At 38.8% G+C, this 17,760-nt stretch carries 14 protein-coding genes and 3 tRNA genes; 10 read left to right on the forward strand and 7 right to left on the reverse strand.

Annotated elements, in window-relative coordinates:
* Positions 1 to 102: 102 nt before the first annotated feature.
* The 3 genes from ftsH to F936_RS05075 all read left to right on the forward strand — a co-directional run bounded on the left by ftsH (position 103) and on the right by F936_RS05075 (position 3,432).
* Positions 103 to 1,998, forward strand: a complete 1,896-nt coding sequence (ftsH, locus tag F936_RS05065) for an ATP-dependent zinc metalloprotease FtsH (protein ID WP_026055597.1) — start codon at positions 103 to 105, stop codon at positions 1,996 to 1,998.
* A 135-nt stretch (positions 1,999 to 2,133) separates the two neighbouring features.
* Positions 2,134 to 2,985 (forward strand): dihydropteroate synthase, encoded by an 852-nt coding sequence (gene folP / locus F936_RS05070; protein ID WP_005045664.1) that lies wholly within the window; start codon positions 2,134 to 2,136, stop codon positions 2,983 to 2,985.
* Between the two features lie 132 nt (positions 2,986 to 3,117).
* A complete protein-coding gene (locus F936_RS05075; RefSeq protein ID WP_005038721.1) occupies positions 3,118 to 3,432 on the forward strand; it encodes a DUF5713 family protein in 315 nt (104 codons plus the stop codon).
* Here the strand turns inward: F936_RS05075 and F936_RS19175 are convergent, their stop codons facing one another.
* Both F936_RS19175 and F936_RS05085 read right to left on the reverse strand, forming a co-directional pair.
* The gene (locus tag F936_RS19175; protein WP_017390070.1) at positions 3,433 to 3,774 is read right to left on the reverse strand and encodes a hypothetical protein; all 342 of its coding nucleotides are present in this window, start codon (positions 3,772 to 3,774) and stop codon (positions 3,433 to 3,435) included.
* Between the two features lie 76 nt (positions 3,775 to 3,850).
* Positions 3,851 to 3,936, reverse strand: a tRNA-Leu gene (locus F936_RS05085).
* A gap of 195 nt (positions 3,937 to 4,131) precedes the next feature.
* On the opposite strand from F936_RS05085, the gene F936_RS05090 reads away from it, so the two are divergent.
* Positions 4,132 to 5,934, forward strand: a complete 1,803-nt coding sequence (locus tag F936_RS05090) for an alkaline phosphatase D family protein (protein ID WP_005045670.1) — start codon at positions 4,132 to 4,134, stop codon at positions 5,932 to 5,934.
* A 109-nt stretch (positions 5,935 to 6,043) separates the two neighbouring features.
* On the opposite strand, the gene F936_RS05095 is transcribed toward F936_RS05090, so the two are convergent.
* Positions 6,044 to 6,129 (reverse strand) — tRNA-Leu (locus F936_RS05095).
* 11 nt (positions 6,130 to 6,140) lie between these two features.
* Positions 6,141 to 6,214: transfer RNA gene (locus F936_RS05100), tRNA-Cys, on the reverse strand.
* Between the two features lie 152 nt (positions 6,215 to 6,366).
* Between F936_RS05100 and folD the strand changes: the two genes are divergently transcribed.
* Positions 6,367 to 7,215, forward strand: a complete 849-nt coding sequence (gene folD / locus F936_RS05105) for a bifunctional methylenetetrahydrofolate dehydrogenase/methenyltetrahydrofolate cyclohydrolase FolD (protein WP_003650084.1) — start codon at positions 6,367 to 6,369, stop codon at positions 7,213 to 7,215.
* 254 nt (positions 7,216 to 7,469) lie between these two features.
* Complete coding sequence (locus F936_RS05110) at positions 7,470 to 8,138, forward strand: class I SAM-dependent methyltransferase (RefSeq protein ID WP_017390069.1); 669 nt, start codon at positions 7,470 to 7,472, stop codon at positions 8,136 to 8,138.
* 21 nt (positions 8,139 to 8,159) lie between these two features.
* Here the strand turns inward: F936_RS05110 and F936_RS05115 are convergent, their stop codons facing one another.
* Both F936_RS05115 and F936_RS05120 read right to left on the reverse strand, forming a co-directional pair.
* On the reverse strand, positions 8,160 to 8,582 hold the full coding sequence (locus tag F936_RS05115; RefSeq protein WP_003650088.1) for a hypothetical protein: 423 nt from the start codon (positions 8,580 to 8,582) through the stop codon (positions 8,160 to 8,162).
* Positions 8,583 to 8,698: 116 nt separating this feature from the next.
* Positions 8,699 to 10,030, reverse strand: a complete 1,332-nt coding sequence (locus F936_RS05120) for an MFS transporter (protein ID WP_003650090.1) — start codon at positions 10,028 to 10,030, stop codon at positions 8,699 to 8,701.
* A gap of 372 nt (positions 10,031 to 10,402) precedes the next feature.
* Here F936_RS05120 and glpK point away from each other — a divergent pair, with 372 nt between their 5' ends.
* A complete protein-coding gene (gene glpK / locus F936_RS05125; RefSeq protein WP_017390068.1) occupies positions 10,403 to 11,911 on the forward strand; it encodes a glycerol kinase GlpK in 1,509 nt (502 codons plus the stop codon).
* Between the two features lie 150 nt (positions 11,912 to 12,061).
* Complete coding sequence (gene glpD, locus F936_RS05130; RefSeq protein ID WP_005045681.1) at positions 12,062 to 13,579, forward strand: glycerol-3-phosphate dehydrogenase; 1,518 nt, start codon at positions 12,062 to 12,064, stop codon at positions 13,577 to 13,579.
* A 41-nt stretch (positions 13,580 to 13,620) separates the two neighbouring features.
* Here the strand turns inward: glpD and F936_RS05135 are convergent, their stop codons facing one another.
* A complete protein-coding gene (locus tag F936_RS05135) occupies positions 13,621 to 15,453 on the reverse strand; it encodes a phosphoenolpyruvate carboxykinase (GTP) (RefSeq protein ID WP_003650096.1) in 1,833 nt (610 codons plus the stop codon).
* Positions 15,454 to 15,845: 392 nt separating this feature from the next.
* Between F936_RS05135 and F936_RS05140 the strand changes: the two genes are divergently transcribed.
* Positions 15,846 to 16,784, forward strand: a complete 939-nt coding sequence (locus F936_RS05140) for a diacylglycerol/lipid kinase family protein (RefSeq protein ID WP_003650098.1) — start codon at positions 15,846 to 15,848, stop codon at positions 16,782 to 16,784.
* Positions 16,765 to 17,523: a metallophosphoesterase family protein gene (locus F936_RS05145; RefSeq protein ID WP_005045684.1), complete on the forward strand. Its 759-nt coding sequence runs from the start codon at positions 16,765 to 16,767 to the stop codon at positions 17,521 to 17,523. Before F936_RS05140 ends, F936_RS05145 begins: the two co-directional genes overlap by 20 nt.
* Positions 17,524 to 17,760: the final 237 nt, after the last annotated feature.

The following is a 17,760-nucleotide window of genomic DNA, read 5'->3' on the forward strand; positions in this document are numbered from 1 at the left end:
ATTTTGTACTTTTAGGTTATCCGCAAGCAATACAGTTGCTGCTTTTATGACGATCGGCCAAGATTGGGCATGATCAAATTAGATCGATATGGGAATAAAGCTTTGAGCGATTACTTCAAGAATGCCGTATTGTGGCTAATAATACTTGGTGTTCTGATTTTAATTTTCAGTAATATCAGTGACCGCAATAAGCCTACTGCGATGAAATATTCAGATTTCGTTGCAGCGGTGAATAGTGGTCAAATTAAGCAAGTCACAATTGACGGTTTAAATATTAATGGTGAAAAAACTAACGGATCACAGTTTGAAACTGTTCGTCCGCAAGTTGAAGACACTGAGCTTATGCCAAGCTTAAATAAACAAAATGTTGTTGTAGAGGGAACAGCTCCGCAACGTCAAGGCATTTTGATGCAACTTCTCATTGCTAGTTTCCCTGTACTGTTAATCATTTTGTTATTCATGTTCTTTATGCGTAACATGGGTGGTGGTGCAGGCGGAAAGAATGGACCGATGAGTTTTGGTAAGTCAAAGGCAAAAATGCTTTCTGAAGACCAGATTAAACTCAATTTTTCTGACGTCGCCGGCTGTGATGAAGCAAAACAAGAAGTTGTTGAAATTGTAGATTTCTTAAAAGACCCTGCAAAATTCAAACGTTTGGGCGCTACTATTCCTCGTGGCGTACTTATGGTTGGTCCTCCGGGTACTGGTAAAACGTTATTAGCTAAAGCAATTGCTGGTGAAGCCAAGGTTCCTTTCTTCAGCATTTCAGGTTCTGACTTTGTAGAAATGTTCGTGGGTGTGGGTGCGTCCCGTGTCCGTGATATGTTTGAGCAAGCGAAGCGTCACGCGCCATGTATCATCTTTATTGATGAGATTGATGCAGTGGGTCGTCACCGTGGTTCAGGTACAGGTAGTGGTCATGATGAGCGTGAACAAACCCTAAACCAAATGCTTGTAGAGATGGACGGTTTTGAAGGTAATGAAGGCGTAATTGTTATTGCTGCAACTAACCGTGCTGATGTGCTTGATAAAGCATTATTGCGTCCGGGTCGTTTTGACCGTCAAGTAATGGTTGGTTTACCAGATATTCGTGGTCGTGAGCAAATTCTGAATGTACATTTGAAAAAGTTACCTTCAGTCACGGGTGTGGACATGCAAGTCTTAGCGCGTGGTACACCAGGTTTCTCTGGTGCACAGTTGGCAAACCTTGTTAACGAAGCTGCATTATTTGCTGCACGTCGTAATAAGAATACTGTTGACATGCATGACTTTGAAGATGCAAAAGATAAAATCTACATGGGGCCAGAGCGTAAGTCGATGGTTCTACGTGAAGAAGAGCGTCGTGCTACTGCTTATCATGAAGCTGGTCATGCAATTGTTGCAGAGATTTTGCCTGGTACAGATCCTGTTCATAAAGTAACAATCATGCCGCGTGGTTGGGCTTTAGGTGTAACTTGGCAGTTACCTGAACAAGACCAGATTAGCCATTATAAAGACAAGATGCTAAACGAAATTGCGATTTTGTTTGGTGGTCGTATTGCTGAAGAAGTGTTTATCCAACAGCAATCTACTGGTGCTTCAAATGACTTTGAGCGAGCTACTAAAATGGCGCGTGCAATGGTTACTAAGTACGGTATGTCTGACAAAATGGGCGTAATGGTTTACGAAGACGAAAACCAGAATGGTTTCTTTGGAAATGTAGGTAGTCGTACTATCTCTGAAGCAACTCAACAGTTGGTTGACGAAGAAGTACGCCGTATTCTTGATGAGCAATATAAAGTTGCACGTAATATCTTAGAAGGTAATAAAGATATTGCACATGCAATGGTAAAAGCTTTGATGGAGTGGGAAACCATTGATCGTGATCAAATTCGTGACATTATGGAAGGTCGTGAACCACAACCGCCTAAGGTCTATGTTGCTGAAAATCCAGTGGCTGCATTTGAACCGCCAAAAGATGGTCCATCTACACCACCACCATTACCAGCAATGAACTAAACCAGTTAAAAAAAAGAGCCACTATCATGTGGCTCTTTTTTTATGCGTGTATTTCCGGCAAAGCCGAAAAGAAATCAGCAGTATATCGAGCAGAGACTTGTTAAAATGTTGCCGAATATTAAATTGGAGCTTGTCATGCAGCTAATGCCTTTACCTCAGCAAATTCTACAATGTGGACAGCTTCAGTTAGATTTATCACAGCCTCACGTTATGGGTATTTTAAATGTCACACCAGACTCTTTTAGTGATGGTGGAAAGCATAATCAGTTAGATCAAGCTGTGGCGTATGCATTAAATATGATTGAACAAGGCGCCACAATTATAGATATAGGCGGGGAATCTACTCGACCAGGTGCATCTGAAGTAAGTGTAGAAGAAGAGGTGCGACGAGTTGTTCCTGTAGTTGAAGCTTTAGCTAAACATAATGTGGTTTTATCGATTGATACAAGTCAGCCAGATGTTATCCGTGCAGCGAAAGAAGTAGGGGCACATATTTGGAATGATGTACGTGCGCTTACTCGACCAGATGCATTAAAAACCGCAGCAGAGTTAGATATACCTGTAGTGATCATGCATATGCGTGGTGAGCCCACCACAATGAATCAGCTAGATCAGTATACAGATGTTGCATCGGATGTGATGCGAGAGCTTCAGCAGCGTATTAATGAGGCTCTAGCTGCTGGTGTGAAAAAGCATAATATTATTATTGATCCGGGATTTGGTTTTGCAAAAAATGCACAGCAAAATTTAAAACTATTAAAAGAGTTTTGGAAACTTAATGATATGGGTTATCCAATTTTATCGGGTCTTTCTCGTAAACGTTTTATTGGTGAAGCTTTAAAGGGTGTAGCCGCAGATCAACGCGCGGTAGGAAGCGTTACAGGGCATTTGCTTAGTATTCAGCAAGGAGCATCCATTGTTCGTGCACATGATGTAAAAGCCATGCATGATGCAATTCTCGTTTGGAAAGCGATGGAACAAGCTTGAAAAATAAGCTTTTATAAAGAAATCATGATTAATTAATTTCCTGAATTGGATGATTGAGTCAGGGAAAATTGTCGTTATTATTTTGAAAATATGTTATAAGCGGCAGGTTTCTGCTGCTGTGTAAACTTTTGTATGTTCGAAGACTTACTTCTCCCAATGTTTGATGATGAGTATTATCCAGATATTTTAGTCGCTGAACTCAAGCAGTTAATTGAACAATTTGCCAAAAAAGTTCAAAAGTCTGCTTTAGCTGATCAGGATATCTATCGATATGCTCATCAAACTGTTATTGAAATTAATGAAATGAAACCACAGTTCGAAGATCTGGATTCTTCACTAGATGATAGTGCTGCTGACTATATTGCTGAGGCAATGATGATGGTGGCGCAGGGTGCAGGATATTTGGATCTTGAGATGGAAGAGCTGGTTATGAATCGAGAGTGGTGATTACTCTCGATTCTCAATATTTTCAAATGCATCTAATAAATGACAAGATGCCTTTGAATGAATTTCATTTATTTCTTTAATTTTTAACACTAAAACACCATTCTCTTGATAATCGGCATCTGCTAATAAACTGATCCAATAGGGTTCTCGTTTTTGTTGTAATGCTTTGAATTTATCTATGATCTGCTCAGGTGCTTTAATTAAGTAATCATCTTTGGTAATTGAGCAGCGTGAAAAGTACCAGTTGTCATCTTTGAAAGAAATAGTGCCAGAAAAAAGATCTGTAGCGTAAACCTTGGATATAGAAAGGATGCTACACAGAAGTAATAATATTCTTATCATAAAATTCATTTTAATTAGGCATAAAAAAACCAGCTTACGCTGGATTCTTGGTAACACCAAATTCAATATTAGAAAATGGTGCCCGGGGCCGGACTCGAACCGGCACGCTTTGTGGGCGGGGGATTTTAAATCCCCTGTGTCTACCTATTTCACCACCCGGGCATGTGCGCAATAATAGATGACAAGACGGCGATTGGCAAGAGAAAATCGGATAGTTTGCTTTATTTTCAATCAGTTCGTACATCTATTTAAAAATAAGATCTACTTAAGTCATAATTTCTTCATCAAATTGAGATCAGTTGTTCATCTTATCTACTTAAGTTTAAGGCACTCATTGCTTAAAACTTAGGTAGTTGTATGTCAGAGAAAATTTCACGCCGAGAATTAATTCAAAAAAGTCTATTCGGTTTTGGGGCGCTGTCTTTGCCTGTAGCTTTTACGGGTTGTAATGATGGCTCAGACGATGAAAGTACAGAGGCACAAGCAGATTTTTTACATGGGGTTGCGAGCGGCGACCCTTTGCAAGATAAAGTGATTTTATGGACGCGATTAACACCAGTAGATCTTAATGCACGCCTTAAAGTTACTTGGGAAATTGCCACTGATAATCAATTTAAGCAGAATTTAAAGACGGGGATGGTTGAAACGACCAAGACTGACGACTTTACGGTGAAGGTAGATGCAGCAGGACTACAGGCGAATACCATTTATTATTATCGTTTCCGTTTTGGGAATAAAATTTCATCTGTCGGTCAAACTAAAACATTACCAATAAGTACTAATAAAGTTACTTTTGCCGTATGTTCTTGCTCGAACTATCCGGCAGGTTACTTTTATGTTTACCGTGAAATGGCAAAGCAGAATGTCGATGTCATTATTCATTTAGGTGATTATATTTATGAATATGGGGCAGATGGCTATGCGGCGGAAGATGCAGCAAAACTTGGTCGAACCTTACCAACAGATAATAATAAAGAAATTATCAAACTAGATGATTATCGCAAACGTTATGCACTTTATCGTCAAGATAAAGACTTGCAAGCAGCTCACCAGCGTCATCCTTTTATTGTAATTTGGGATGACCATGAGTTAGCAAATGATACTTGGCATGAAGGGGCTGAGAATCATACGGAAGAAACACTAAAAGCAAAGAATGAAGGTAAGTTTTTAGAAAGAAAGCTAGCGGCTTTACAAGCTTATTTTGAATGGATGCCTATCCGTCCTGTCGATGATCAGCACACTAAGATTTATCGCCAGTTTGATTTTGGGGGGCTTGTCAATTTAATGATGTTAGATACTCGCATTATTGCCCGTGACGAGCAGTTGGATTATGGCAAATATATAACAGCGAATGGTTTGGATATTGCAAAATTCCAAGCGGATTTAACTAATCCAATGCGGACCTTAATGGGGCAAACTCAGCGTGAGTGGTTATTGGGTAGTAAAGAGAAAAATATAGTAGGTGTCTTACAAAGTTCAACTGCAACATGGAATGTGATTGGTCAGCAAGTTCTAATGAGTAAGATGTGGATTCCTGCTGAATTATTGTTGTCTTTAGGGCAAATTACTTCAGGTGGGGCTTCGGCTGAAACCTTGGCTAAAATGAATGCGCAAATTACAGAGCTAGTCACCTTGAAACTGCGATTAGAACAGGGCGATCCAACATTAACTGCTCAAGAGAAAACGCGAGTCACAACAGTAGTGCCATATAACCTCGATGCTTGGGATGGTTATTATGCTGAACGTGAAACCGTATATGAAAACTTAGCGAGTTTGAATAAGAAAATTATTGTTCTGGCAGGTGATACTCATAATGCATGGGCATCTTATTTGTATAGCCAAAAAGGTCAATATGTTGGGGTTGAGTTGGCGACAAGTTCAGTTTCTTCACCAGGCCTCGAAAAATATTTAAGTATTCCGATAGCTCAATTGCAACAGTTTGAATTTGCTTTTACTACGCTTATTGATGAATTGGCTTATTGTAATTTAAATCAGCGAGGCTATTTGTTGGTTACGTTGGATCAGGCACAGGTGCAGTCGGATTGGATTTTTGTAGATTCAATTAAAAGTGCAGAATATAAAGTAGATACAAGTCGACAATATCAATTGGTATTAGATGTGAATTTGACACCTGAAAAAGATAAGCAAAAAACTGCTTAAATATCTTGGATAGAGTAAAGGGTGCTAAGCAGCATCCTTTATTTTTTATAGGCATAAAAAAACCAGCTTACGCTGGATTCTTTATGGCACCATTTTCAGTATTAGAAAATGGTGCCCGGGGCCGGACTCGAACCGGCACGCTTTGTGGGCGGGGGATTTTAAATCCCCTGTGTCTACCTATTTCACCACCCGGGCTTTACCAAATTTGGAGGCGGAGGTCGGAATCGAACCGGCGTCCACGGAGTTGCAGTCCGCTGCATGACCACTCTGCCACCCCGCCTACATTTGGTGATGCACATATTAGCAACCTTTACAGAAAAAACAATACTGTTTTTAGTGAAGATGAACATAAAAGCAACATCTAGAATAAAATTGTCCAAATAATCATGTATTATTGGCATATTAAATTCATGTCTACCTTGGAGATGTGCTGTGGCATTGGTTTTAGACGGTCGTGCATTAGCAAAGCAAATTGAAGAAAATTTGTCGGTACGTGTTGAAGCTTTAAAAGCTAAAACAGGTCGTACCCCGATTTTGGCGACTATTTTGGTTGGGGATGATGGCGCATCTGCAACTTATGTACGCATGAAAGGAAATGCCTGCCGTCGAGTAGGGATGGATTCTTTAAAAATTGAATTATCACAAGAAACTACAACAGAACAATTATTAGCAGAAATCGAAAAGCTTAATGCCAATCCAGATGTTCACGGTATTCTTTTACAACATCCCGTACCTGCACAAATTGATGAACGCGCATGTTTTGATGCGATTTCGTTAGCTAAAGATGTAGATGGCGTGACTTGCCTCGGTTTTGGCCGTATGGCAATGGGTGAAGCTGCATATGGTTCAGCAACTCCAGCCGGCATTATGACTATTCTAAAAGAGAACAACATTGAAATTGCGGGCAAACATGCAGTTGTAGTTGGTCGTTCAGCAATTTTAGGTAAACCAATGGCAATGATGCTTTTGCAAGCCAATGCAACAGTAACGATTTGTCATTCACGCACACAAAACTTACCTGAGCTTGTAAAACAGGCTGACATTATTGTTGGTGCTGTAGGTAAGGCTGAACTTATTCAAAAAGATTGGATTAAACAAGGTGCAGTGGTTGTCGATGCTGGTTTCCATCCTCGTGATGGCGGTGGTGTAGGCGACATCCAGCTACAAGGTATCGAAGAAATTGCTTCTGCATATACACCAGTACCAGGTGGTGTAGGTCCGATGACAATTACAACTTTGATTCGTCAAACTGTAGAAGCTGCTGAAAAAGCTTTAGGTTAATTTAATTAACGCTAGGCAGTTATTGATACGCGTAACCGTCATCCGCAATTGTTTGAGGCAGGATTACATTAAAATTTAATGTTTCTGCGATGCTATCGAGTGTAGATAGTATTTGTCGAGTTTTGCGGATGACAATGGTTTTGCCTACTTTTCCCGAAAGAAAAGTAGGTCTAACAGAAGGTTATTCTAAAAATTCAAATCATAATGGAATGACTCTGTTATGCTTGTTATATAAACGAATTAAAAGAACTCTGATGAGCTGCACCTTTCAACTTACCAAAGCCCCTGAACATTTACTTCAAGCCTTGCATGAAGTCATCCCTCATTGTGAATTAATAGCACAGCAGTTGCCGGAAACACCTATTTCTTTATGGTTGATTCCGCCAGTTTTTCCAACTGATCGCTTAGATGATGAAATTATTCGCCGAATCTGGAATGACACGCCGTACTGGATTTTTTGCTGGGCATCTGGTTTAGCAATGGCGCAGTGGTTGCTTGCAGAGCCACATCATGTCAAAGGTAAAGTTGTTCTCGATTTTGGTGCAGGTTCTGGTGTTGTTGCAATTGCAGCAAAAATGGCTGGTGCTAAAAAAGTAATTTGTTGTGATATTGATCAAGTTAGTCTTGCGGCCTGCCGTGAAAATGCTTTGTTAAATGATGTTGAGCTGGAATATTTAGACGATTTATATAAAGCAGAGCAAGTTGATATTTTATTGGCAGCCGATGTGTTATATGACCAGTGCAACCGTTTCTTCTTAGATGAGTTTTTAAAGTTTGCGCCAGAAGTCTGGGTCGCAGATAGCCGTGTTAAAAACTTTAGTCATACTAAATATCAAAAGATTGATGAAAGAAGTGCATCAACATGGCCAGACCTTGATGAAGCAAAAGAATTTAGAAATGTAAGTTTTTATAAGACGCTGTAAAAACAGCGTCTTTTTTTTATATTATGAGCAAGTATAACGAACGACTTTTAGCGTACTCGGGCGTGCTTCAAGCGCTTGACGAGTCGCATAATCTTCACCGTTGTTTAAGCTCGGTGTATTAGATAAACCAAATGAGGCACGAGTTTCACCCAATTGAACACCATAATGTTCTTGTTGAGCTGGGTTTGAAATCTCATTAATGCTAAGAACTGACAATTTATAAACTTTTTGAGCACCCAATACATTTTGACAAGCACGTTGCAATTTACGTTCATCTAATTGCTGATTAGTGCGGCTAGCCAATGTATAAGCTAAAGTTGCGGAAGTTTTTGTTTGGTTTTCAATTTGATAGCCAGTTGAGCCATTATATTGTCGAGGGGTGGTCTGACAAGCAGTTAAAATAAACATGCTGCTTAATGCCAAACATAAAATACTTCTATTCATCAGTATCATCCTTATATTCTTATCTCTAGTATCTCATAAACACAACGATTGTTGGGGCTTAATCGCACGATTTAAGCTAACATCGGCTCGCGATATTAGCGCTTATTGGTAAAATATTAATGTTCTTTAATTTTTGAATGATGCTTAGTATCTTTCATAAAAATATAAATAATGAGTGAAATGAAGATCATAATAGTTACATAAATAAAGTACCAAGATTCATGACCAGCCTCTTTAAAACTCAAAGCAAAGAACTCTGCTGTACCGCCAAACAAGGTATTGGCAATCGCGTAGGGTAAAGCTACCCCTAAAGCCCGAATATGAGCAGGGAAAAGTTCAGCTTTAACCACGGCATTAATTGATGTATAGCCTGTTACCATAACTAGACCTGCCAAACATAACCAGAAAGCAGTCCAATAGTTGTGTGTGGTTGCAAGGGTATTAAATAAAATATAAGTAAATAAAACCCCAGTTACACCAAAAGCGATCATGAGTGGTTTACGTCCGATTCGGTCTGACAAAGCACCAGCTACAGGTTGTAAGCACATGAAAATAAATAGCGCTAAAGTGGTAATTTGAGTGGCTTCGGGTTTTGTAAATCCGGAAGTATTCACTAAATATTTTTGTAGGTAAGTGGTGTAGGTATAAAAAGCTAAAGTTCCGCCAGCTGTTAAAAATAATACTGTAAAAGCTTCTTTTGGGTAGTGCTTGAATAAAGCAAACATGCCTGATTGTGGCTGGTCTTTTTCAGCTTGAGCATTTTTAAAAGATTGTGTTTCTAATAAGCCACGACGAATACGGAACACAACAATGGCAAGTAAAGCGCCAATAAAGAATGGAATGCGCCATCCCCAATCATGCAACTGTTGTTCGGTTAATACGATTTGTAATATTAAAAGAACACATAGAGCCGTCAATTGTCCTGCAATTAAGGTTACATATTGAAAGCTTGAGAAAAAACCACGTCGATTTCTTTCAGCCATTTCACTTAAATAGGTGGCGCTTGCACCATATTCACCGCCTACACTTAAACCTTGAATTAAACGTGCGACAACCAAAAGTAGTGGAGCGAATACGCCAATGCTTTCATAGGAAGGGGTGACTGCAATGAGTAGAGAACCGACACACATTAAAGTGACGGAAAGCGTAAGACCTGCTTTGCGTCCTTTACGGTCTGAATAGATTCCCATAATCCATGCACCGATTGGGCGCATTAAGAAACCTACAGCAAAAATAGCGGCTGCTTGAAGTAACTGAGCAGTTTGACTTCCTTTGGGGAAAAAAGCATGAGCAAAATAGAGGGTAAATGCGGCATATACATACCAGTCGTACCATTCGACAAGGTTACCAGCAGAACCACCTAAAATTGATTTTAGGCGAGTTTTTGTATCTAAATGAGGTTGTGGAGTTGTTGCTGTAGAGGGTTGATCAACCATGGGTCGCTCCATGTTTCGCTTGGGTTAAATGCTAAAAAAGAGAGAATTTATTCCGTTTTTACATATTATCCAGAGGAGTATTTCACTTTATTTTTTTTATGTCTGTAAAACAATGTTTATTATTTAAGCAAAGGGATAGGTTGAATATTTATGTGATTTCAAATTAGACAATTCGCATGTTCTTGTAGCTAAATTTTGACTTACTGCACATTATTTTCCCATAAAGATAAGAAAATTGATCAAGAATGACGAATGTTTAGTTTAAGAAGCAATATATGCGTTAAAAACAATGATATATTCCAAAGAAAATTTTGAATAATGCAGTTAGACATGATGTTTTATCGTCATGAGCTAGTGTGTGTAAATAATGAAAGGGACGTTCAGATGTCAAATTGCCCGAAAAAATATATTGTCGCTTTCGATCAGGGAACAACAAGCTCAAGAGCAATTGTTTTAGATCATGATGCTAACGTTGTAAGTATTGCTCAAAAAGAATTTACCCAGATTTATCCTCAACCAGGTTGGGTCGAGCATGATCCTATGGAAATTTGGGCGACACAAAGTGCTGTATGGGTAGAGGTATTGGCTCAAGCTAGCATTAAGAGTGAACAAGTTGCGGCAATTGGGATTACAAACCAGCGGGAAACCACAATTGTATGGGATAAGAAAACAGGAAAACCTATTTACAATGCAATTGTTTGGCAAAGCCGTCAAACTACAGAGATATGTAATCAATTACAAAAGGCGGGTTGGCAAGATCACGTCCGTAAAGTGACAGGTTTGGTGATTGATCCGTATTTTTCTGCCACCAAAATAAAATGGATTCTAGACCATGTAGAAGGAAGCCGTGAACGGGCCGAGCGAGGGGAGTTATTATTTGGTACGGTCGATACATGGTTAATCTGGAAATTAACCAATGGCGCAGCCCATGTCACTGATTTCACCAATGCTTCGCGAACAATGCTTTTTGATATTGAAAAGCTTGAATGGGATGAGCAACTTTTACAAGCTTTAGATATTCCTAAAGCAATGCTACCAGAGGTGCGTAGTTCATCGGAGGTGTATGGTTATACACATACAATTAGTGGGCAAGAGGTTGGAATTCCAATTGCAGGTATAGCAGGGGATCAACAAGCTGCACTTTTTGGGCAAATGTGCGTAGAACCTGGACAAGCAAAAAATACTTATGGTACAGGCTGTTTTCTTTTAATGAACACGGGTAAAAAGATTGTCCGTTCAGAGCATGGCTTACTGACTACTATTGCGTGTGGTGCACATGGTGAAGTGAACTATGCTTTAGAGGGCGCCGTGTTTAATGGAGGCTCTTGTGTACAGTGGCTTCGTGATGAGCTGAAGGTGATTAAGAACGCTAAAGACTCGGAGCTTTATGCAACACGCGTAAAGGACAGTAATGGCGTATATGTAGTACCTGCCTTTACAGGTTTAGGTGCTCCATATTGGGATCCGACCGCTCGCGGAGCGATTTTTGGACTCACTCGTGGAGCGAGTATAGAACATATTATTCGTGCAACTTTAGAGTCAATTGCTTACCAGACAAGAGATGTACTTGATGCGATGCAGCAAGATGCAGAAGAAGAGCTTCGAACACTCCGAGTTGATGGTGGAGTAACAGCTAATAATTTCTTAATGCAATTTCAGGCTGATATTTTAGCCACACCAGTTGAAAGACCCACCATGAAAGAAACAACAGCTTTAGGTGCTGCTTTTCTTGCTGGACTGGCAACAGGTTTCTGGCAAGATTTAAATGAATTAAGGAATAAGTCTGCAATAGAAAAAGTTTTCGAGCCACGTACCAGCCTTGAAGAAACTGAAGTTATGTATAAGGGATGGTTGAAGGCAGTTCAACGTAGTCAAAATTGGGCAGAGGATTGATTTCCTCTTAAACTAATTAAATCGCAGAGTAATCAATGAAGAGTTAACCTAGTAGCTATTTAAAATTGATTATTCTGCTTTTTTGATTGTTGTTTCATCAATTTGATGTTTTAATTTTTAATAACATAAACAATAAAAAGAAAATGAGAAATGACAGTACAAGCTAATGATTATTCAAAAATATATGATATTGCCGTGATTGGTGGCGGTATTAATGGTGTCGGTATTGCTAATGATGCGGCGGGCCGCGGATTATCCGTATTTTTATGTGAAAAAGACGATTTAGCTAGTCATACCTCATCTGCGAGCAGTAAATTAATTCACGGTGGTTTACGCTATTTAGAACATAAAGAATTTCGGTTGGTTAGAGAAGCTTTAGCAGAGCGTGAAGTCTTGTTGGCTAAAGCCCCTCATATTATTAAACCAATGCGTTTTATTATGCCTCATCGACCACATTTACGTCCTGCATGGTTAATTCGGGCAGGCCTATTTTTTTATGATCATTTAGGAAAACGAGAAAAATTATTAGGATCAAATCTCATTTATTTCAAAGAAGATAGTCCCTTAAAGCCAGCTATAACTCGAGGCTTTGAATATTCTGATTGTACTGTAGATGATGCACGTCTTGTCGTATTAAACGCGCTACAAGCGAAAGAGAATGGGGCTAAAGTTGTAACACGAACACGATGTATTAAGGCTTATAGACAACAAGACTTGTGGCATCTGGAATTACAAACTGGGACTGAGCTTTATCAAATACGTGCAAAAGCGTTAGTGAATGCAGCCGGCCCTTGGGTCGAGGAAATTATTAGTGAAAACCTACAATTAAAATCGCCATATCAAATTCGGCTTATACAAGGAAGTCATATTGTTGTGCCTAAACTGTACGATTGCCATAAAGCCTTTATTATGCAAAACGAAGATCGACGTATTGTGTTTGCCATTCCTTATTTAGAACAATACACATTAATAGGTACGACAGATCAGGAATATTTGGATGATCCACAAAAGGTGGAGATTACAGAAGTAGAAATTGATTACCTTTTAGCAGTGACAAATTCTCATTTTAAAAAGCAGCTCACCCGCGCAGATATTGTAAGTCAGTTTTCTGGAGTCCGAGCGTTATGTGATGATGAGTCAGATAATCCTTCAGCAGTTACACGTGACTATACTGTGGCATTGCAAGTGGAAGATAAAACCATTCCATTACTGTCCGTATTTGGTGGAAAGATTACGACCTACCGGAAATTAGCGGAATCAGCTCTGGAACAACTTAGCTCATTTTTCATAGAAATGGGAGAGGAGTGGACCGCAAATGAAGTATTACCTGGTGCAGTGAATTGGACCACACTTGAAGATTTAGTTATAAGGATTCAAAACCAAGTGGAAGGGGTAACTGAGCAGCTTGCTACGCGCTGGGCAAATGCGTATGGCTCTAGAGTTTGGAATATTTTGCATGAGCAAAAAACTCTTGAGCAGTTGGGACAAGATTTTGGTCACGGTTTATTTGAATCTGAAGTTCAGTATTTATGTGAAAATGAATGGGCAAATACGGCAGAAGATATATTGTGGCGTAGAACTAAGCTAGGTTTGGCATTTGATGAAAAACAAGTAAAAAATTTGGAAAGCTATTTGACTGGACGTCGACAAAAAGATGATGCTGCATAATAAAAAAGGTCGCATATAGCGACCTTTTTTATATTTAGCAATTAGAAGCCAGTTTTTACAGCTTCAAGTAAAGCTGTTTGACGTTCTTTTAATGCTTTTGGTAAGCGTTCACCAAGTTTATTGAATAACTCAGTGTGGCTTTCAATTTCAGTAACCCACTGATCTTTATTTTGAGCTGTGATAAGGTCAAATTCTTCTTTAGAGAAATCAGTACCTTCCCAGTTCAAGTCATCGTAAGTTGGAACAAGACCAATTGGTGTTTCAACAGCGTTTGCACGACCTTCACAACGGTCAATGATCCACTCAAGAACACGCATGTTTTGACCGAAACCAGGCCATACGAAGTTGCCTTCAGCATCACGACGGAACCAGTTTACGTTGAAGATTTTTGGTAATTTATTACCAGCAGCTTCAGCTTTTGTACTTACTTCTTCACCAAGGCTTAACCAGTGATCAAAGTAGTCAGCCATGTTGTAGCCAGCAAATGGAAGCATCGCGAATGGGTCACGACGAACAATACCTTGTTGACCAACAGCAGCAGCAGTGGTTTCTGAACCCATAGTTGCAGCTTTATAAACGCCATCAACCCAATCAAAAGCTTCAGATACTAAAGGAACCGTATCTGCACGGCGACCACCGAAGATAAATGCAGAAATCGGAACACCTGCTGGATTTTCCCAGTCAGCATCGATAGAAGGGCATTGACCAGCAGCAACAGTGAAGCGCGCATTTGGATGAGCAGCTTTTTCACCATTTACGTGAGGTTGACCTTTCCAGTTGGTTAAGTTAGTTGGAATTTCTTTAGAAAGACCTTCCCACCATACTTGACCATCATTAGTTACCGCAACGTTTGTATAGATAACATCTTTGTGAAGAGTTGCCATACAGTTAGGGTTAGTTTTGGTATTTGTACCAGGAGCAACACCAAAGAAACCAGCTTCTGGATTGATTGCGTATAGACGACCATCTTCACCTGGTTTGATCCAAGCAATATCGTCACCTACAGTCTCAATTTTCCAGCCTTCATAGCCTGCTGGTGGAATTAACATTGCAAAGTTTGTTTTACCACATGCAGATGGGAATGCTGCAGCGATATAGTGTTTTTCACCTTGTGGGTTAGTTACACCAAGAATAAGCATATGTTCAGCTAACCAACCTTGTTCGCGTCCCATAACAGAAGCAATACGAAGTGCTAAACATTTCTTACCAAGTAATGCGTTACCGCCATAACCAGAACCATAAGACCAGATTTCACGAGTTTCTGGGTAATGAACGATGTATTTTTCAGGGTTACAAGGCCATGCAACGTCTTTTTGCCCTTCAGCGAGTGGAGCACCTACGGTATGAATACAAGGAATAAATTCGCCGTCTGTACCTAACACGTCATAAACTGCTTTACCCATACGTGCCATTTTGCGCATGCTAACAGCAACGTAAGGAGAGTCAGTTAACTCAATGCCGATATGAGCAATATGGCTTCCAAGTGGACCCATAGAGAAAGGCACAACGTACATCGTACGACCTTCCATTGACCCTTCAAACAAACCATTTAACTTTTCACGCATAACAGCTGGTTCTTCCCAGTTGTTTGTCGCACCAGCATCTTCTTTCTTTTGAGAGCAAATGTAGGTACGATCTTCAACACGCGCAACATCAGATGGATCAGAATTTGCAAGATAAGAACCAGGATGTTTTTCTTGGTTTAATTTCTGCATGGTGCCGTTAGCGATCATCAAGTCGATTAGACGTTGATACTCTTCTTCGCTTCCGTCACACCATTCGATTTTTGCTGGTTTGGTTACGTTTGCAATTTCTTCAACCCATGCGATAAGCTTAGGATGACGAACGAATTCTGGTGCGTTCACTGTGGTCATGGTGAGGCCTATTCAAAATATGTACAACAATGTACAAGTCATTCATTGAGGTACAATGAAAGATCAAATAAAAAAGTGGCTGTATTAAAGCATAAAATCATAAAAAAAATAAGACTAAAGAATAAGAAATAGATATTTTGATTTTTAAATTTTCTTTATTAAAATCATGGATTTATTGTTTTTTGGTGTATTTTATTCTTTACATTTTTATGTTGTATGTGTGTTATTTATATTATTTATTTTTTTTAAAATCAATGACTTGATGTTTAAATTTTTCTTGAGAATTATTATTGATTAAACAAATGATCATCATTCGAAATTTACATAAAGAGACTTTTATTAGGCGATTTTCTATACAAAATATAGGGTAAATCCTCTCTAAGATAATAAAAATGCGGACTTTAAAACCTCTCTCTATCATCTATAACCAGAAATCGGGTTTTCATGCTTCGAAACATGAAGATATGTATGAACAATTAATGACTGTACTCACCGAATTTGGTTTTGAAATACAAGTTTTTGAATTAGCAGAGGGCGTCACCTTTGATGATTTGATGAATAAAGTTATCCATCGGCATAGCCAAAGTGCACATTTAGGCGTTGTTGTTGCAGCTGGTGGTGATGGGACTTTAAATGCAGTCGCATCAAAACTTCGACATACCAATATCCCTATGGGAATTTTACCTTTGGGGACTTTTAATTATGTCGCTAAAGTTTTAGATATTCCTTTAGATTTATTAGAAGCCGCTGAAGTCATCGCTACAGGTACACCACGTTCTGTACATATTGCGACGATTAACGATCATATTTATTTGAACAATGCGAGCTTAGGCCTTTATCCATTGTTTATAAAAAAACGTGAGCTTTACAATAAATACTTAGGACGTTTGCCTTTACATGCCTATACCTCGGCTTTGGATGTTTTATTAAGAGAAAATAAATCAATGAAACTCTCCGTCACGGTTGATGGTAAGAAATATCCAGTTAAAACACCTCTAATTTTCTTTGGTAATAATCAATTGCAATTGTGTGATATGAAACTAAGAATTGCGGATTGTGCTGCACAAGGGCGAGTTGCTGGAGTGGTCATTACAAAAAGTGATAGGCTTAGTTTATTAAACATGTTGTGGCAGTGGATTCAAGGCAAAGTAGAAGAGGCACAAGATGTTTATAGTTTTTGTGCAGACCATGTGATGGTAGATTGTGCAAAAAGATCAAAACTTACCGTGGCTTTAGATGGCGAAATAATAGAGATGAAAACACCATTAAATTTCACTGTAGAAAAGAATGCTTTAAATATTATGGTGCCAAATGTTATTACATCTGTCTGATCTGCATTTTGGAACAGAAATTGAGGCCTGTTTAGATGCGATTCGGCTTTTTTGTACCCAACATAGACCTGAAGTTATTGTTGTGAGCGGAGATATTACTCAACGTGCCCGATATCAACAGTTTTATAATTGTCGCCAATTTTTAGATAGTCTTAATATTCCTTATCTTATTGTACCGGGTAATCACGATATTCCTTTGTATCATGTCTGGAACCGTTTTTTTTCTCCATTTACTCGCTATCAATATTTTTTTGGTCAGCTTGAGCCTACTTTAGAAACCCAGCATTTTTATATTGTTGGCGTGAATAGTATACGCCGCCGTTATCATACGCGTGGCCATATTTCGATTGAGCAAATTCAAACTACATATGAGCGATTACAGCAAGGGCCAGCGAATAAAATCAAATTAGTGGTTTTTCATCAGCCTTTTTATACTCCACCCGATGATGAGCATGGTATTAAAGATTGTCCTGTATTAGGAAAAATGGCACTCGAAAAATGGAGTACCACAGGACTATTTGGAATGTTACACGGGCATCTACATAAAACTGCTGTATATGATTTGACGCAGATCTATCATTTAGAAATAGATCATCCTATTTATGACATTCATGCAGGGACAGCGACATCTAGCCGTCTGCATTATCATGTTCCAAATAGTTTTAATGTCATTTCAAATGAGGGGAAAATTAATCATTATTGGTTTAATTACGATTTAAAGATTTTTCAATTAATTTAATTTATAAAAAATTCTATAAGACATTTAACTTAAGAGTAGATTGATAAAATTTTATCCATTACAATGCCTAAGCTTTAAATTCTATATATGGGGAATAGAAAAACATTATAAATGTTTTATCATTTTAAAATAATATTAATGAATACATAAAAACTTTTAACTATAAAAAGCCGCGATTTTTAAGCAGCTATAATAAGGGTTTATTATTTTATGGAATTTAATAATATTTTATAAAAA

Source organism: Acinetobacter calcoaceticus DSM 30006 = CIP 81.8 (assembly GCF_000368965.1).
In the GTDB taxonomy this organism is placed as follows: Bacteria; Pseudomonadota; Gammaproteobacteria; order Pseudomonadales; family Moraxellaceae; genus Acinetobacter; species Acinetobacter calcoaceticus.